Annotated in this window: 17 protein-coding genes; 8 read left to right on the top strand and 9 right to left on the bottom strand. The window is 62.5% G+C overall.

All coding sequences use genetic code 11. The features are described 5' to 3' along the window. Window positions 1-12: 12 nt before the first annotated feature. The 3 genes from OOJ09_RS00970 to OOJ09_RS00960 form a co-directional block, all read right to left on the bottom strand. Window positions 13-2,094, bottom strand: a complete 2,082-nt coding sequence (locus OOJ09_RS00970; RefSeq protein ID WP_269903392.1) for an ABC transporter permease subunit — start codon at window positions 2,092-2,094, stop codon at window positions 13-15. Next, window positions 2,091-3,623, bottom strand: coding sequence for a sugar ABC transporter ATP-binding protein (locus OOJ09_RS00965; RefSeq protein ID WP_269903391.1), 1,533 nt, complete (start codon window positions 3,621-3,623; stop codon window positions 2,091-2,093). Before OOJ09_RS00965 ends, OOJ09_RS00970 begins: the two co-directional genes overlap by 4 nt. A 105-nt stretch (window positions 3,624-3,728) precedes the next feature. After that, window positions 3,729-4,856, bottom strand: coding sequence for a sugar ABC transporter substrate-binding protein (locus tag OOJ09_RS00960; RefSeq protein WP_269903390.1), 1,128 nt, complete (start codon window positions 4,854-4,856; stop codon window positions 3,729-3,731). 221 nt (window positions 4,857-5,077) lie between these two features. On the opposite strand from OOJ09_RS00960, the gene OOJ09_RS00955 reads away from it, so the two are divergent. Further along, window positions 5,078-5,758, top strand: a complete 681-nt coding sequence (locus OOJ09_RS00955) for a GntR family transcriptional regulator (protein ID WP_269903389.1) — start codon at window positions 5,078-5,080, stop codon at window positions 5,756-5,758. A gap of 139 nt (window positions 5,759-5,897) precedes the next feature. Here the strand turns inward: OOJ09_RS00955 and OOJ09_RS00950 are convergent, their stop codons facing one another. Then, window positions 5,898-6,065, bottom strand: a complete 168-nt coding sequence (locus tag OOJ09_RS00950; RefSeq protein WP_269903388.1) for a hypothetical protein — start codon at window positions 6,063-6,065, stop codon at window positions 5,898-5,900. 399 nt (window positions 6,066-6,464) lie between these two features. On the opposite strand from OOJ09_RS00950, the gene groL reads away from it, so the two are divergent. From groL to OOJ09_RS00920, 6 genes are all read left to right on the top strand, one after another. Continuing rightward, the gene (gene groL / locus OOJ09_RS00945) at window positions 6,465-8,087 is read left to right on the top strand and encodes a chaperonin GroEL (protein WP_269903387.1); all 1,623 of its coding nucleotides are present in this window, start codon (window positions 6,465-6,467) and stop codon (window positions 8,085-8,087) included. Between the two features lie 241 nt (window positions 8,088-8,328). After that, window positions 8,329-9,150, top strand: a complete 822-nt coding sequence (locus OOJ09_RS00940; RefSeq protein WP_269903386.1) for a universal stress protein — start codon at window positions 8,329-8,331, stop codon at window positions 9,148-9,150. Window positions 9,151-9,231: 81 nt separating this feature from the next. Then, window positions 9,232-9,762, top strand: coding sequence for a flavin reductase family protein (locus OOJ09_RS00935; RefSeq protein WP_269903385.1), 531 nt, complete (start codon window positions 9,232-9,234; stop codon window positions 9,760-9,762). Window positions 9,763-9,850: 88 nt separating this feature from the next. Continuing rightward, window positions 9,851-10,675 (top strand): universal stress protein, encoded by an 825-nt coding sequence (locus OOJ09_RS00930; protein WP_269903384.1) that lies wholly within the window; start codon window positions 9,851-9,853, stop codon window positions 10,673-10,675. Then, window positions 10,584-10,964, top strand: a complete 381-nt coding sequence (locus OOJ09_RS31980) for a ChaB family protein (protein ID WP_333474457.1) — start codon at window positions 10,584-10,586, stop codon at window positions 10,962-10,964. Before OOJ09_RS00930 ends, OOJ09_RS31980 begins: the two co-directional genes overlap by 92 nt. A 92-nt stretch (window positions 10,965-11,056) precedes the next feature. Continuing rightward, a complete protein-coding gene (locus tag OOJ09_RS00920) occupies window positions 11,057-11,272 on the top strand; it encodes a hypothetical protein (protein ID WP_269903382.1) in 216 nt (71 codons plus the stop codon). A gap of 117 nt (window positions 11,273-11,389) precedes the next feature. Here the strand turns inward: OOJ09_RS00920 and OOJ09_RS00915 are convergent, their stop codons facing one another. From OOJ09_RS00915 to ftsH, 4 genes are all read right to left on the bottom strand, one after another. Continuing rightward, complete coding sequence (locus OOJ09_RS00915) at window positions 11,390-11,794, bottom strand: host attachment family protein (RefSeq protein ID WP_269903381.1); 405 nt, start codon at window positions 11,792-11,794, stop codon at window positions 11,390-11,392. A gap of 200 nt (window positions 11,795-11,994) precedes the next feature. After that, window positions 11,995-12,642 (bottom strand): BON domain-containing protein, encoded by a 648-nt coding sequence (locus OOJ09_RS00910; protein WP_269903380.1) that lies wholly within the window; start codon window positions 12,640-12,642, stop codon window positions 11,995-11,997. Window positions 12,643-12,763: 121 nt separating this feature from the next. Beyond that, window positions 12,764-13,282: a pyridoxamine 5'-phosphate oxidase family protein gene (locus OOJ09_RS00905; RefSeq protein WP_269903379.1), complete on the bottom strand. Its 519-nt coding sequence runs from the start codon at window positions 13,280-13,282 to the stop codon at window positions 12,764-12,766. A 50-nt stretch (window positions 13,283-13,332) separates the two neighbouring features. Then, the gene (gene ftsH / locus OOJ09_RS00900; RefSeq protein ID WP_269903378.1) at window positions 13,333-15,153 is read right to left on the bottom strand and encodes an ATP-dependent zinc metalloprotease FtsH; all 1,821 of its coding nucleotides are present in this window, start codon (window positions 15,151-15,153) and stop codon (window positions 13,333-13,335) included. Between the two features lie 214 nt (window positions 15,154-15,367). Between ftsH and OOJ09_RS00895 the strand changes: the two genes are divergently transcribed. Beyond that, complete coding sequence (locus OOJ09_RS00895; protein ID WP_269903377.1) at window positions 15,368-16,324, top strand: hypothetical protein; 957 nt, start codon at window positions 15,368-15,370, stop codon at window positions 16,322-16,324. Here OOJ09_RS00895 and OOJ09_RS00890 read toward each other — a convergent pair. Continuing rightward, the gene (locus tag OOJ09_RS00890; RefSeq protein WP_269903376.1) at window positions 16,269-17,249 is read right to left on the bottom strand and encodes a ribose-phosphate diphosphokinase; all 981 of its coding nucleotides are present in this window, start codon (window positions 17,247-17,249) and stop codon (window positions 16,269-16,271) included. The genes OOJ09_RS00895 and OOJ09_RS00890 overlap by 56 nt on opposite strands. Between the last annotated feature and the right edge of the window lie 69 nt (window positions 17,250-17,318).

Below are 17,318 nucleotides of genomic sequence, written 5' to 3'. Positions count from 1 at the left end.
GTCCTGTCCTTCTCATTGCAGCCGCCGTTCGCGCAGCGCCATGACGGCACCCAGAACGACCAGCCCGTAAAGAATTGCCCTTGTGGCGTAGGGAAGCGTGGTGCCGGCCAGCAGCATCTGCAGCGCCGTCAGCAACAATACCCCGCCGAGCATGCCGAGATAGTGGCCGCGCCCGCCGGTGATCAGCGCACCGCCCACCACCACCACGGCGATCGACGGCAAGAGATAGTCGTCGCCCATGCCGAGGCTTGCCTGGCCCGAAAAGCCGGTCAGCATGATGCCGACGATCGCCGCGCAGACGGCCGACAGCATGTAGACCAGGATCAGCGTACGCTCGACGCCGATGCCGGACAGCCGCGCCGCGCGCAGCCCGTTGCCGATGCCGTAGACCCGGCGTCCGAACGGCGTGCGTCCAAGCAGCAGCACTGCCACGACCACGAACACTACCATCAGCAGAACGACCGGCGTCACGAAGCCGAGCTTGGCCGTCATGAACCAGCGCAGCATCGGCGAAGAGAAACCAGCCGGCGTTCCCTGCGAATAGAGCAGCGCACAGCCCTGCAGAATGCCGTTGGTGGCGAGCGTCATGACGATCGGTGAGATGCCGAGATAGACGATGCCGAAGCCATTGGCGAAGCCGATGGCGCAGGCCATCAGCAAAACGACCGGCAAGGCATAGACGAGCGCAGCATCGGAGCCGTTGACCATGCCGGCCAGGATGATGCCGGAAATGCCGATCGTCCACGGCACGGAGAGATCAAGGCCGCCGGTCAGGATGACCGTTCCTTGCCCGAGCGCCAGGACGGCGAGGAAGGACGACAGCACGAGCAGCGAATTCCAGTAACCCGGATTGAGGATGGCGCGGCCGAGCCATATCTGCGTGACGACGACGATGATGAGCAGGCAGACATAGGCGGGCAGTGCATAGCGCAGCGTCTCCGCATTGCGCAGATGGAAAGCAGGGCGCGGCGATGCCGGGCTGCCCTGGTGATGCGATGGCCCGGCGATCCTGAGGCGCCGGTCCACGCGCTCGAGTTGCGAGGGCAATATGCCGGCGCGCCAGGCGGCAAGCCGGGCGCGCGCGGCGCGCAATTGCACGGCAAGCACCGATGCGTGCGAGATCGAGCCGGCGAGAGCCGCCAGCACGAGAATGGTGCCTTCGGCTATGGTCGAGTAGTAAGCCGACACATTGAGCACCAGCAGGATGTTCACCACCATCATCAGGATATAGGCGCCGAAGACCGTGCCGACCGGGCCTCCCTGCCCGCCACCGAGACGCGTGCCGCCGACGACGACCGCCGCGAACATCGACAACAGCAGCGGATTGCCGACCAGCGGATCGCCGCTACCGGTCTGGGCGCTGATGAACACGCCGGCAAGACCGTAGCAGCCGCCGGCGATCACATAGACAGCAAAGCGCACCAGCACGACATTGATGCCGACGGAAGCGGCCGAATCCGCGTCGCTGCCAACCGCATAAAGCGCCGTGCCGAAGCGGGTTCCTTTCAGCCAGAACCAGGCGAGCAGGACAACGCCCAGCACCACCAGCGGCATCGGCAGCCAGTTGGTGATCGCGTCGCCGAGGTAGAACGTGCCGAGATCGGGCGACACGAAGCCGCCGGGCTTGTCCATCACCAGCAGCGTCACGCCTTGCAGGATGAACATGGTGGACAATGTCACCACGATGGGCTGCATGCGCAGCACGGCGATGAAGAAGCCGTTGAAGGCACCGACCGCCATGCCGACGCCAATGCCGACTGTCGTCCACAGCAGGACGCTGGCGCCTGGTACCATCGGGTCCATGCTCGATGCCAGCACGACATTGACCAGCGATATCACCGCACCGGCGGACAGGTCGAAGCCACCCGACAGGATCACGATCGTCTGGCCAATCGCCGCGAGCGCCGAGGTCGCGCCGCCACTCGACAGGAACGACACATCGAAATAGGTCAGCGGTCCGGCGCTGATCCAGTCGACGATGAAGAGCAGGATCGCAAGGACGGCGGCGGCGATCAGCGCGCCGCGATTGCGCATCAGCGCGCGGCGCAACCCAAAGCCACCGGAAACAGGGGATGAAGCTGCCGTGCTGCTCATGCCACGGCTTCCCCGGCATGGCCGAGCGCCGGACGCATGATGGCCGGTTCGGTAATGGCGTCGCCTTCGAGCTCGGCCGCGATGCGCCCGTCGTAGAGAACCAGGACCCGGTCGCATTGGTGGACGAGTTCGGGAATCTCCGTCGAGTGCAGCAGGATCGAGCCGCCAGCGGCCACGTAGTTGCGCATCATCACATAGAGCTCGTGCTTGGTGCCGACATCGATGCCACGGGTGGGATCGAACAAAAGCAGGATGCGGCTCTGCGCCACGAGCCATTTGGCGATGGCGATCTTCTGCTGATTGCCGCCGGAAAACGCTCCGGCTCGAGTCCATAGCGCGCGGCGGTCGACCTCGACAGTGGCGAATGCCTCCTCGACGGAGCGGGTCTCGGCTTCCATGTCGACAAGGCCGAAGCGCGTAAAGCGTGACACCACGGGCAGCGTGGCGTTCTGGCTGCCCGACAGTTTCAGGAACAGGCCCTCGGATTTGCGGTCTTCCGGCACCAGGCCGATCGCCATGTTGGGCAGCAAGGCATCGGCGGGCGAGCCGAGCCAGACCTTGCGGCCGTCGACAAGGATGTCGCCGTGGGTGATTTCAGCCATGCCAAAGCAGGCCAGGAACAGATCCTGCTGGCCCATGCCCTGCAGTCCGGCAACGCCGAGGATCTCGCCCCTGCGCAGATCGAAGCCGGCACCGTCGAGCTTGCGCCCGACCTTGAGGTCGCGCACGCCCAGAACCGGTGGGCCGAAGGCCTGGGCACTGTCGGGCTTGGGCGGGAAGGTCTGCTCGATGCTGCGGCCGATGATCTTTTCGATCACGTCGGCGTCCGAGACGTCGGCAACCGGCGCGGTGACGATGTGGCGGCCGTTTCTCAGGATCGTCAGCGTGTCGCAAAAGGCGCGGACCTCGCGCATGCGATGAGTGATGAAAACGATGGTCGTGCCCGCGGCCTTCAGCCTGGCGATGATGTCGCCCAGCCAGTCGACGTCGCGGCCGGCGAGCGTCGAGCTCGGTTCATCGAGCAGCAGGATGCGCGGCTTGCGGTAGACGGCGCGCGCGATCTCGATCTTCTGGCGCACCGAAAGCTCGAGCTCGCTCACTTCGGCATCGAGATCGACGGAGAAGCCGAGATCGTCGATGTGGCGGCGAACCGCCTTGCGGGCGGCAGTGCGCCGGATCAGGCCGGAGATGCCCACGGGGGCGTAGGGCAGCAGCATGTTGTCGAGGACTGAGAGATCGCGCACCAGGGTCATCTCCTGGAATGCCGTCTGCACGCCCAGCGCATGCGCGGCGCGCGGTGCGCCGTAGCCGATCTCCTTGCCGAAGACATGGACATGACCCGCGCTCGGACGGACCAGCCCGGACAGCAGTTTCACCAGGGTCGACTTGCCAGCCCCATTTTCACCCAGCAACGCATGGACGCTGCCGGACGCGATCCGGAACGACACGCCGTCCAGCGCGACGGTCGGCCCGAACGCCTTGCTGATGCCGTCGATCTCGATGGCGGGAAGCTCGGAGTGGTCTGTCATTGTCCTCGATCGCCGGGCTGCGCACTTCTGGGCGACATGCATTAGCGCGGATCGACGATGCGCGGACAGGTTGTCCGCGCATCGTCGCGATTTGCCTTGGGAGGCTCAGTTTTCCGGCTGGCCGACGAGGGCAGCGCTAAGGCCGATCTCGGGCGTCTGGTCCGAAAAGATCGAAGCGAACCAGCCGGGATTGGAGACCAGCGACGGCTTGAAGGCGTTGCAGCCGGCCTTCATCTCCGCCCAGGTGCCCTCATTGCAGAGCTTGATCGTCTCGTTGGTGACGACCGGCAGCGGCAGGATGGTGGTCTTGGGCACGTCCTTGCCTTCGATCGCCTCGACGGCGAGCTTGAGTGCAAGCGCTCCGGAGTACGGCGGCGAAGCGTAGGAGATGCGTGGCGCGCCAAGCGGCGCGTAAGGCGACGCCGCGCCTTCAACTTCCGTCCCATCCGGCAGCATCTGGATGCGGCCACCATTGGAGCCTTCACCAGCGCAAGGCAGGAGTTCGCTGGTCTTCTTGCCAGCCTCGAGCTGCATTGAGTTGGCGGTGAAGCAGCCGACCTGCATCCACAACCCGTTGATATCGCTCCAGCTGCGCGTCGCCAGGATCTTCGAAAGTTCGGTGCGAGCGACAGCCTGGCTCCACATGCCGACAGCCTCGCCGACGATCTTGATATCGGGATACTTGGCGAAGACTTCCTTGGCGGCCTTGGTGCGCAGATCGTCGACCGACGTGCCGGGAACGCCGGTCACCGCGATGATGTTGCCCTTGCCGTTGAGCTTCTTGACCAGCCATTCGGCTGTCACCCGGCCTGCTTCCTCCTGGTCGATATGCACGTTGTAGGCGCAAGGCTCGGTGATCTCCGCGTCATAGGCAAAAACCTTGACGCCCTTGTCGCAGGCATTCTTGACCACCTGGTTGAGCGCGGTCGGCGAGATCGGGAAGATCACGATGGCTTCGGCGCCCGCCTGCACCATCGCGTTGACCTGCTGGATCTGGCGCTGCGCGTTCGGCCCGGCCACCTGGACCTGCAGGTCGACCTTGTCGGCCAGGCTCTTGTGCGACGCCATCGCCTTGACCATGTTGGCGGCCTCGGCCTGCCAGTCATTGCCGATGAAACTCATGCTGAGAAAGATCTTGTGCTTTTCGGCCGCCTCCGCGGCGGACAGGCCGAAGGCGCAAGCAGCCATGCCGGCCAGCAGCGCGAGCCGCCGGACTTTCAATCCGATACCCATATGAAACTCCTCCCAATCCGAACGACCGAATGCCTCCCAAGGGCACGAAACGTAACCCTTGTCATTCGATGTCGGCGACCGTAACATGATTTGATCAAAGATCAATGATGAAATCGCTTAATATCAAAACCGGCGGTCGTGGGCGCTTGACGCGGCATCCCGAACCTTGCATTCCGGGCACAGGCGATAGGGTCGCCCTTGGGCGGGAAGGTTGACGGGAGATGGCTGGATCGGCGTTCAGGAAGCCGGGGGTCGAGATCACGCCCCTGTCCAGGGAAACCCTGCAGGACAGGGTCTACCGCCACGTCACCGAACTGATCCTCGACGGCAGCATCGTCCCTGGCGAGATGGTCACGGTTCAAAGCCTTGCCGACGCTTTTGGCGTCAGCCCGATGCCGGTCAGGGAAGCGCTGCGGCGCCTGACGGCCGCCAATGCGCTGATGGTGGTCTCGGGCCGCTCGATCGGCATTCCGGCACTAAGCCGCGCGCGCCTCATCGACCTCAGGAATGTCCGGTTCGAGATCGAAGCGATCGCGGCCGCATGGGCGGCGGAGCGCATGGACGACCGGGGCGTGGCGCAGTTGCGCCAGCATCTGGATGCGCTCGAACAGGCCAATGCGGCCGGAGACGTCAAATCCTATCTCAGAGCCAACTACGCCTTTCATTTCTCGATCTATCGGGCGGCCGGGTCCGAGAACATGCTCAACATCATCGAGAACCTTTGGCTGCAGATCAGCCCCTACTTCAACATGCTGCACGATTCGGGAAACTACTCGACCGCCAACGAGCACCATCAGGAGATGTTCGCAGCACTGCGCGACCGGGATGCGGAGGCGGTCCGGGCCGCGGTCCGCGCCGACATCGACGCGGCTTTCGACGTGCTGGTCGGCCTGCTGAAGTAGCAGAAATCGCGTGATGCCTCTTCAAGGCGCCATTGGGCGTCTGTAGCTTTCACCCCGCGGCGGCCCCGTGGCGACTATGGAATGCGGCGTGGCGGGATGCATGCATCCACCGCCAGGACGGAGCAGCAGGCCTTCCTTTCTACACGAAGGCCATCACCACCACGCCACCCACGACAACCAGGGCCAGTCCAGCGATAAGCATGGGCAGCAACGCATTGCCTGCCTTTGCGCCGCTTGCCGCTTCAGTGCTGAATACAAGGCTTGGGCGCTCTTCGAGCACTTCCTGCTTCTCGATCTGGAATTTCATTTTCACTCACTTCGCTTTGTTAGCGTTGCAGGGAGAACCTTTCGCCGCGCCCAAGCGCGCGTCGACATGTCAATGTTCTATCCGTCAGCCTTCGCCGAGGAAGAGAAGCTAGCGGACTTGAAGCGTCGGTTCTTTGCGCCCGCGCAAACTGGATGCGACGCGTTCGTCGCCGCTGCTGTCGGCGGGATGGTTTCCGGAGCTGGGAAACCCGGCCATGGCGCTCTTCCCGAAGGCCATCGCTACCGCGGTTCGGCTTCGACCGTCGCCAGGGTGTCACTCCTGTGAATGCCCATCCGTCGTCGATCCTCGTCAACTTCGCCCGAAATCCCGATTGATGCGCATCAAAGCCGACTGAACTTAGGCTGGTTAATTGAAGCAGACAGCAGTTCGGAGGCGGTCATGGCTCACAAGCAAGTGTTGTTTCGTTCAGCGGCGCGCGAAAAGATCCTTCGTGGCGCGACCCAACTCGCCGACGCCGTGCGCGTGACGCTCGGGCCGCGCTCGAAGTCGGTCCTAATCGAAAAGAAATGGGGCGCCCCCATCGTCTGCAACGACGGGGTGACCATCGCCAAGGAATTCGACCTGAAGGATCCCGAGGAGAACCTTGGCGCGCGGATGCTCAGGCAGGCGGCCGAGAAAACCGGGGACATGGTCGGGGACGGCACCAGCACGTCGACCATTCTGGCCCATGCGATATTCGCCGACGGCGTGCGCAACGTTGTCGCTGGCGCCAGCGCCATCGATATCAAACGCGGTCTCGATCGTGCAACAAAACGGGCCATAGAGACGCTCAAGCAGATATCCCGACCAGTCTCGACCCGCCGCGAGAAAGAGCAGGTGGCGACGATCTCCGCGCACAACGACCCGCTCATCGGCGAACTCGTCGGCGAGGCAATGGAGAAGGTCGGCGGCGAAGGCGTCATCACGGTCGAGGAAGCGAAGACCACGGAGACGGTTCTAGAGGTTGTCGAGGGCATGCAGTTCGATCGGGGTTTCCTGTCACCTTATTTCGTGACCGATCCCGAGAAGATGGAAGCGGTCCTGGAAGACGCGGTTGTGCTCATCGTCGAAAAGAAGATCGCTTCGCTGAACGATCTCATCAAGCTGCTGGAAGCCGTGGCGAAGTCGGGCTCGCCCTTGCTGGTTGTCGCCGAGGAAGTCGAAGGCGAGGCGCTTGCGACGCTGATCGTCAATCAGATCCGGGGCACGTTCAAGAACTGCGCCGTCAAGGCGCCCGGCTTCGGCGACCGTCGCAAGGCCATGCTGCAGGACATCGCCATCCTGACCGGCGGTCAGGTTATTTCCGAAGACCTCGGGCTCAAACTGGAAAATGTCACGATGGAGCAATTGGGGCGCGCAAAGCGCGTGGTCGTCGACAAGGACAATACGACAGTCATCGGCGGCAGCGGTGACGCCAAGGCGATCAAGGGTCGAGTGGAACAGATCCGGCGCGAGATCGACGACACGACCAGTGACTATGATCGCGAAAAGCTGCAGGAACGGCTGGCCAAGCTTGCGGGCGGCGTCGCCGTCATAAAGGTCGGCGCGCCGACCGAGGCCGAAATGAAGTCGAAAAAAGAGGCGCTCGACGATGCCATCAGCGCCACCAAGGCAGCGGTCGCCGAAGGCATAGTGCCAGGCGGCGGGCTTGCCCTGTTGCGCTGCATCGCGACTGTGGCTGACGAGGAGCAGCATTGCGAAGGCGACGAGCGGACGGGCGTCCAGATTCTCAAGCGCGCACTTGAAGCACCGGTCCGGCAGATCGCCGAGAATTCCGCGGTCGACGGCGGCGTTGTCATTGCCAAGATGATTGAAGGCACGGGCAATTTCGGCTTCGATGCCGGGCAAAAAGTGTATGTCGACCTCGTCGAGGCCGGCATCATCGACCCGACCAAGGTGGTGCGCATCGCGCTTGAAAACGCCGTCTCGGTCGCAAGCGTTCTGCTCTTGACCGAAGCAACCATGACCGAAATTCCGGAACCGGCGAAAGAGCGCGCTCTCGAACCGGAAATGACGATGTAACGCGCGAAGCGTCATTGATGAGGTAGACAACTGGATGATGATTTCGGCGCGGTCGTGCCGTGCTGCCCGCATTCTCGTCCAAGTCGACCGTTCTCACTTGGCCACGGCGTCCGGCGCCTCGCCAGCCGGCAATGACGATGTGCCCTGACGGACTTGCAAGAGATGCAGGCTTTGATGCGCATCAAGGCGCAAGATCGGACCTGCGGTGATCCTGCGACAAATCCCATCGGAGGGCACGAAAATGATCTTCAACACCATCATGGTTCAACTCGATGTCGATTCTCCGGCAGGGCCGCGAACGGCCTATGCGCTGGAGTTGGCGCGGCGCTTCGAAGCCACGCTGATCGGTTTTGCCGCGGCCGATGCATATGTGTTTGTTCCTGGCGACGATGGCGGCATGGCAGCGGCGGAAATCATGCGTCAACGCCTCACCGAGATCGAGGATCGCCTGAAGATCCTGAAGGAAGAATTCCTGGCCGTCGTCGGAGACGAGGCCTCATGGCGCGAGGAGATCGGCGATCCGACACGTCTGGTCGCGATGCATGCCCGCGCAGCGGACCTGATCGTGACCGGAGCGCCGGCCTCGGGAGTTGCCGGGGACCACCACCGGGTGGTCGATACAGGAGCCTTGGTGCTGTCGGCTGGACGGCCCGTGCTGATCGCGGCCGACGGACTTGCCCCGCTCGATCCCAAGAAGGTTGTGGTAGCATGGAAGGATAGTCGCGAGGCTCGGCGCGCGGTCATCGATGCACTTCCCTTTCTCACCGGCGCACAAGATGTGCTCGTGGCGACGGTCGAGGAACAGAACCGGAGAGATGCGCGCGAAAGTGTCGGCGACGTCGTCCGGTTCCTGATGAGGCATGGCGTCAAGGCGAGATCGGAGGTGCTGGGCGTCGGTCATGCGGACGTTTGTGAAACCGTCACTGAACTCGCCCGCGGCATGGGTGCTGAACTTGTGGTCGCTGGCGGCTACGGTCATAGCCGGGTCCGCGAATGGGCCTTTGGAGGCATGACCCGATCCCTGCTCAAGCAAGGCTCAGTCAACCGGTTGTTTTCGAACTGACGATATCGCCGAGTAGAGGCCATTCGCCTGAGCGGCGGCCGCCTTGCACTTGCCAACAGGGGATGCGACGGAGCTATGAAGATGAAGGAACTGCCGCTTGCCGAGGTCTACCGGCTGATTGAGCCTGGTCCCGTTGTCCTGCTGACAACGCGGGCCAGAGGCCGCGCCAACGTCATGACAATGTCATGGCACACGATGGTGGAGTTCACGCCCCCGACAATTGCCTGTGTCGTATCGAGCGGCGACTTCTCTTTTGCCGCGTTGCGCGACACGAAGGAATGTGTGATCGCGATTCCGGCAGTGGGGCTGGCGGAAAAAGTGGTGGCAGTCGGCAACTGCTCAGGCCGCGACAGAGATAAATTCGCGACGGTTTGGCTGACGCCACTGCCTGCCGAGCATGTCGCCGCGCCCCTCGTCGCTGAATGCTTCGCCAATCTCGAATGCCGCGTCATCGATACCCGGCTGGTCAACAAATACAATCTTTTCATTCTGGAGGTTGTGAAGGCATGGGTCGATCCGGGACAACCAAGGCCGAAGACTATCCACCATGTTGGAAATGGAGGCTTCGTGGTGGACGGAGAGATCATCCATTTCGAGTCAAGCATGCCTTGAGGTCGGCCGCTTGATCGGCATCAAGGAACACCTGCCTTGCCCGGTCTAGCTTCGGTTCGTCCAATCGATACAGAAAAGAGCGCCACCGATGAGCTACAAATCCATTCTGCTGAATGTGGACATAGATGGTCCAATCGGGCCGATCACCAAGATCGCCATCGATCTTGCCAGGCGTACCGAGGCTCGGCTGATCGGCTTCTGCGCAGCAGACGCCCCCTTGCCGGTCACGATGGCGCCCGAGGGTGCGGCGATAGCCGCCGAGGTCTGGCAGCAGTTGAGGGATGACATCCAGAAACGGTTCAAGGACCTTCATGCCGAGTTTGACAGCCTGGTTGCTGGTTCGGTGGCGACGGAATGGCGCGAAGCGCTCGACAATCCCAACCACGCTTTGGTCGCGACAGCGAGGATTGCGGACCTCATCATCACCGGTGCGGCTCAAGGGGCTTCCTCCGGCGATTCCTATCGGACCGTCGATCCCGGCACCCTCGCGCTGCGCGCCGGCAGGCCGCTGCTGATCACGTCCAGCGGCGCGGAGCAAGCGCCGACAGGCAGGATCGTGGTCGCCTGGAAGGACACGCGCGAAGCGAGGCGCGCAGTGGCCGACGCCGTGCCGCTAATGGCGATGGCAGACGACGTGATCGTGGTCACGGTCGATTCCGAGCCCGGCGACCGGACGGCTGCCGGCATAAAGGATGTCGCGACCTTCCTGGCCTCGCATGGCATCACGGCTCGCACCGAAGTGCTGAAGGCCGACGACGAGAGCGACAAGCTGATCGACTTCCTGAGCTCCGCCGACGCCGACCTGATCGTGTCAGGCGCCTATGGACACAGTCGGATCAGGGAATGGGTATTCGGCGGCGTTACCCGCTCGCTGCTCGACGACACGCGGCTCTGTCGCTTCATGTCAAGCTGATCGTCCGCTCCTGAGGCCCACGGCGTCGTCAGCCATATCCCAGCCATGGGCGTCGGCTTGGTTGGCGGTGAGGATAGCAATGCCCTATGCGACCGAGGAAGATCTTCCACCGCCCGTCAGGACGCATCTGCCCCTGCATGCCCGGGAGATTTTTCGCGCTGCTTTCAACAGCGCCTGGGACGAATATGCCGACCGAGGCCAAGAGCGTGAAGAAATAGCTCACCGCGTCGCTTGGGCGGCCGTAAAGCGCTTTTATTGCAAGGAAGGCAGGGATTGGGTGCCTATCTGAGCCGCCCGGGCAATTTTTGACCCAGATCAAACCATCCCCGCCGTATTCATTCCATACGATTTGGAATCAATCACTTGGGTAATGCAGGTTCAATGACCGACATCGTTGCGAGGCTCCTCAGTGCGTGCAACGCCATGAGGAACAAGGGGGCGGACTTCCCGACGATCTGGAAAGACATCCTGAAGGGGCACCCGTACGTGGCGGGATCGCCAATCCAGGACAGCGGCGAGGATGGTCCCATGTTGAGAATTCCCCTCATCACCGGTCAGGTTCTCGTCTTTCTCGGTTCAAACTTCTTTCTCCTTTAGCCGCTCCGGCTTCCGCGTGTCGGTGATCCAGCCGGCGCCCTGGACGTCCCTTGATCGATGCCGATCAAGGTCGTGACGTCAAGATCAGCCAAGCCTGGTCCATGACCTGGGCGGGACTCAAGCCGCCGCCAATGTGTTCTCGATGGCTTCGACGGGATGTTTCGCGAGATCCTTGGCCAGCTCGCCCACCAGCTTTGCTTTCAGCGAAGCCTGGAAGTGCTTGCGCAGTTCGCCCAGCGTGCGCGGATCGGCGATCACCACCACGTGCTGGAACGCTTCCGCCAACGCTTCGCGATTGAGATAGGCAGCCACAGCCGCGGCAAAGTCGTCTTCCCGCAGGCGGGAGTCGTCGGGATTGGCCGTGGAACTGCGATGCCGTCCGCCCGAGCCCGTGTTAGCCGAGTGCAGAACCGGATCGGGCAATTCTACCAGGTCGATCCGGGGTTCGGGGCTCTTGTTGCGGAAGAGGCGCAGGTTCTCGCCGTCGGTGACCACGACGATAGCACCATTAGCCAAAATCATTTTGTTTCTCCTTTGATATGGTCTTGATCGAGGTCCAACGCGCTCCCTCGCCATCATTGGCAACGGTCTTCGTTGCCTCGTGACCTGGAAGAGAGCGCCCTCTTCCTCCGAGTGTATTTCTCTTGGCCGAACACAGACGGCGCCCTGCATCGGCGCGGCGGCAACTGATGGAATCCGCCTTGCCGAGCCTGTCGGCCCCGTCAGATTATGGAAATCCGATCTTCCACCGCCCGGACGCCCGGCGAGGACCAGGCGGCACGCTCGGCTGCCTGGCGCTCGGACCACGCCCGGACCTTGCCTTCAAGGGTAACCTTGCCATCCAGGACTTTGACATGGATCGTCTGTGCTTCGGTTTCCGCATCGCGCTTCAGCGCGTTCTCGATGCGCTTCTTGATGTCGGATACCGAGGCTCGTGGAGCGATTTCGATCTGGTTGGCGACGCTGACGACGCCCGCCAGGCCGCGCACGGCCTCGGCCGCGGCGTTCTTCTGGTACTGCCATTCGAGTTTCCCCGTCAGCGTGATCCATCCGTCCTGTACCTTGACCTGCACCTTGTCCCTCGGGATGGAGACATTCCAGGTGATCGCATCGACCGCGCGCTTGGCGATCTCGTCGTCGGCGGTTCCTTTCAAGCCAACCAGCCGAACTTCGATTTCCTCGGCGAGGCCCTTCACGCCCTTGACCCGCTTGACTACATTTTCGGCGGTTGTCTTTTCCCAATAGGAAGAAACATGCCCGGTCAGGGTGACGATGCCGTCTTCCACGGCGACGCCGATGTGGGCAGCGTCAATGCTCGGCTCGAATTCCAACTCATCGAGAATGTTCTGACGCAGCGCTATATCCGTCATGATCTGTCTCCTGTTTGTTGAGTGGGCTCTTCACCCTCGGCGAACAAAAAAGCATCCTTTGCATCCCTGCTCATTGATCCGGCTCAATGCCCGGTCAAATAGTCGGCTGGCTGGACGACTGTCACGAAGTCGCGGGAGTGCCCGCAAGCCAATGGTGCCGCATGCTGTCCAGGGTCTCGGCGATGTCATCGGCCTCGATCTTGACGAGATCGGCGTGACCAAAACCCAAGGAATAGTCGAGTACAGAGATGATCGTGGGCCGTACCCTGAACAGCTTCACGGCTGCCGCTTCGCCAGGCTGGATAGCCGAAATCTGCGGGAAGCGCTGCACCATCATGCGGCCGATTTCCGTGAGTTCGGAAGGCAAGACGACCTCCGTCGCGATCGCCGCCATCGACAACCCCTTGATCTCCAGCCAGTCCTCATAGGGTGCGGTCATGGCGACCGAAACGCGCGGGTCGCGAGAGATATTCATAGCCTTCTGCGAGCCGGCTCCGCAGCCGAAATAGAGCAGCAGACCGTCATGGGCGAACGAAACCACCGTCGCCTGTGGCGAGCCGTCGGCGCGGGTCGTGGCAATCGTCATGTCCATGCAACGCGTCAGGATGGCGATCATCTTCTGCCGAAGCTTGTGTTTCATGACACTCTCCTCGTTTGTTAGGGGTGCCGGCATCTTGGCCGGCGTCTCCTTCACGCCGCCGGGACCAGCACCGCGGCTCGCCGCAACGGCGCGAAGTCGTCAGGCGTCAGCGTTTCCTTCTCGAGCAGCAGCTTCGCGCCGGCGCGCAGATCGGTGATCCTTTCGCGGAGCACATCTCTGGCAAGGGCAAAAGCCTCGTCGATCATGCCGCGGACCGCTAAGTCGACCTCACGCGCCGTGGCCTCCGAATAGTCCTTCTTGTTCGGCAGGCCAGGACTGTCACCCAGCCATTGCAGGCGCTGCTCTTCGAGGACTGCCTGTCCCACCGTCGGGTCCATGCCGAAGCGGGTGACACATTGACGGGCAATATCCGTGACCTTGGCGAGGTCGTCGGCCGCCCCGGTCGAGACTTCGCCGAATATGACTTCCTCGGCCGCGCGGCCGCCCATGAGGACGACCATGCGGTCCTTCAGTTCACTGACCGTGATCAGAAACCGGTCCTCCGTCGGACGCTGCATGGTGAAACCGAGGGCGCCGATCGAGCGCGGAATGATGGATATCTTGTGCACCGGATCGGCGCTTCGCGTCGCGACCGCCACCAAGGCATGCCCCATTTCGTGAAAGGCGACACGCTCACGCTCCTGCGGTTTCAGCAATCGGCTTTTGCGTTCCGACCCTGCGACGATGCGCTCGACCGCATTGGTAAAGTCGTCCATCGTCACCTTGTCGGCGCCACGCCGCGTGGCGATGATGGCCGCCTCGTTGACCAGATTGGCAAGATCGGCACCGGTGAAACCGGGCGTTATGGCGGCAATCTCGTCCGTGGCGACGCCAGGCGCGATCGAGACGTTCTTGATGTGGACCTTGACGATCGCCTCCCTGCCCTTGCGGTCGGGCCGGTCCAGAACGACCTGCCGGTCGAAGCGTCCGGCGCGCAGCAGGGCCGGATCGAGGATTTCGGGCCGGTTGGTGGCGGCCAGCAGCACGATGCCAACACGCGGATCGAAACCGTCGAGTTCCGAGAGCAGTTGGTTCAGTGTCTGCTCTTTCTCGTCACCGCCGCCATAACCCGCGAACGGGCTGCGGGCACGGCCCAGCGCGTCGAGTTCATCGATGAAGATGATGCAAGGCGCGGCCTGCCGGGCCTGCTCGAACAGGTCTCGTACCCTGGCCGCGCCCACGCCGACGAACATCTCGACGAATTCGGAGCCGGAGATGGAGAAGAAGGGCACTCCCGCCTCGCCAGCGACAGCGCGCGCCATCAATGTCTTGCCGGTTCCGGGCGGCCCGACCAGCAGGATGCCCTTGGGGATACGCGCGCCGAGGCGACCGTATTTGCCCTTGTCCTTGAGGAAGGAAACGATTTCCTGCAGTTCGGCCTTGGCTTCGTCGACGCCCGCCACGTCTTCGAAAGTCACGCCTGTCTTGCGCTCCAGATAGACCTTCGCCTTCGATTTGCCGATATTGATCAGGCCGCCCATGCCTTGCCTGTCGGCGAACCCGCGGAAGAAGAACATCCAGATGCCGACGAAAATCAGCGCGGGCAATATCCAGGAGAGAACTGTCGTCAGCCAGTTGCTGTCGGAAGCGCCGGTGATCTTGACGCCGGCCTTCTCGAAAACCGCAACCGCCGCAGGGTCGACGCGATTGGCAAGAAACGTCTTCTTGCCATCCTGCGGCTCCTTGAAGGCGCCCTCGATCATGGTCTCGGTTAGCGTGACGGACGCAACCTTGCCCTCCTCGGTGAGGCGGATCACGTCACTGTAGGAAATCTGGGCGGTGTCGCGATAGGCGAACCAGACCTGAAACAGCTCAATGATCAGGATGGCAGCGATGACGTAGCCTATGTTGAAGGTGTGCTTGCGGTCCATGACATCCAGCCGGAAATTGCATTCGTCGACAAAATGTCACGACCAGCGGGCGCGTCCTTGACACGCATCAAAGTGCGGATCGCTGCTGGCCACCATTGTGCCTGCGATGATGGGGCACCGGCAAATTGCGGACCTGGCGGCGAAGGTGCGCTTTCTCAGCGATCCCGCGGCATACGGGAGCGGAACGACACATGTGGATGCCCGCGAGACGCATATGTCCTGGGTCTTCCTCACGGACGACCGGGTCTACAAGCTCAAGAAGCCGGTCAGGCATGCGTTCCTCGACTTCAGCACGATCAGGAAGCGGCACTTCTACTGCGGCGAGGAATTGCGGCTGAATGCCCGCCTCGCCGCCGAAACCTATCGGCGGGTCCTTCCTGTTCGCCGTGACGCATCAGGCCGTTTAACCCTCGGCGGCGGTGGCCGCGTCGTCGACTGGCTGGTCGAAATGAAGCGCCTGCCGCAAAGCGACATGCTGGACGAGCGTATCGGCGGTGGCGGTCGCCTGACGGTGACGGAGATCGATGACGTCGCCAAGACGCTGGCGGACTTTTATGCGCAACGCCGGGCGGAAATCGACGGCGGCGGAGCCTATCTGCGCCACCTGACAGGAGAGCAGAGCATCAACCGCGCCATCCTGCTGCGGCCCGAATTCGCGTTGGCGGATATCGTGTCCGGCTCCTTGGACATGGTGGACGGCCTGCTGCAGCGATTGCGACCGCGGATAGAAGCGCGCATCCTTCGCGGCAGGATCGTTGAAGGGCATGGCGACCTGCGCCCCGAACACGTCTGCCTTTGCCAGCCGCTCCAGATCATCGACTGCCTCGAGTTCAACCGGTCGATGCGCATCGTCGATCCCTATGACGAGATCAACTATCTCGGCATGGAATGCGAGATGCTGGGCGCGCCATGGATCCGGCCGCTGCTGGTCAAGGCTCTGCAAAACCGGCTGCCGGATAGCCCCGATGCCGAGCTGCTGGCTCTCTATGGCGGTTTCCGGGCATTGCTGAGGGCCCGTCTCGGTGTCGCGCATCTCCTCGAGACGCCAATCCGTCATCCGGAAAAATGGCGCCGGCAGGCGATCCGCTACATCAGGCAGGCGGAGCGCGAGACTTTCAGTCATCAATCCCGATCAGGTCTGAAATCGAGCCCTGTGCGTGGAGACGCCTGATCGCCTTGCCGACCAGACAGCCGATCGGCAGAATGTCCAAGGGCGCTTGCGGATAACGGGCCTTGGCGACCGCCGCCGAGTCCACGCTGTCAGTGACGATGATACGGTCTATCGCCTGGCTGCCGAACAGCACGTCGGCACCCTTGCCAAACAATCCGTGCGTGGCGATCGCATGAACGGCCCGAGCGCCGCGCTCACGACAGGCAAGTGCGGCGCGCAGAACCGTGCCACCCGTGCTGATCAGATCATCGACAATGAAAACGGCTTTGTCCGCGACGTCGCCCGCGAACAGTTCGCCGGAAACCACGTTCCGGCTGCGGCGCTTTTCCATGAAGCCGAATCCGATTTCCTTCCCGGTTTCCGCCTCCAGCGCCTCCTTGAGCAATTGCGCGCGCTTTACGCCGCCGCTGTCGGGGGAAAAAATGGCGATCGGCAGATCGCCAGCCAATTTGCCTATCAGCGGGGCAAACAGCTTTCGCGTATCGAGATGGATGCTCTCACACCGAAAGGCGTTCTGGAAAGCCGCGAAATTATGGACGTCGAGCGTCATGATCCGGTCGGTACCCATTGCCTCGAAGAGTTGCGCGACATAGCGCGTGGTGACCGGATCACGCGCCTTGGTCTGCCGGTCCTTGCGCGCATAGGCAAGATAGGGAACGACCGCTGTTACTCGCGCGGCGCCGTTCTCCTTGCATGTCGCCAGGAAAAACAGAAGCTTGCATAGCTTGTCGTTGGCGGACACGCCCTCCCCTCCGGCCAGGCTGTGCAGCACATAGACATCCCTGCCGCGCACACCGACCAGCGGGCGCGCCTTGTGCTCCCCGTCCTCGAAATCTCGCTCTTCATGCGGATCAAGGTCGATCGAAAGCGCCCGCGCCGCGGCCGCGCCGAGCTGTTCCGAGCCTTTGAGTGCGAAGAAACGCATGTTTTCTTCTATCCGGTTTCGAACACGGCTGGATTGATGCGCGTCAAGGATGCGAGCGGTCGAATGGGC

It is taken from the genome of Mesorhizobium qingshengii (assembly GCF_027563465.1).
Taxonomy (GTDB): domain Bacteria; phylum Pseudomonadota; class Alphaproteobacteria; order Rhizobiales; family Rhizobiaceae; genus Mesorhizobium; species Mesorhizobium qingshengii_A.
This window is presented reverse-complemented; position numbering and strand designations above follow the sequence as displayed.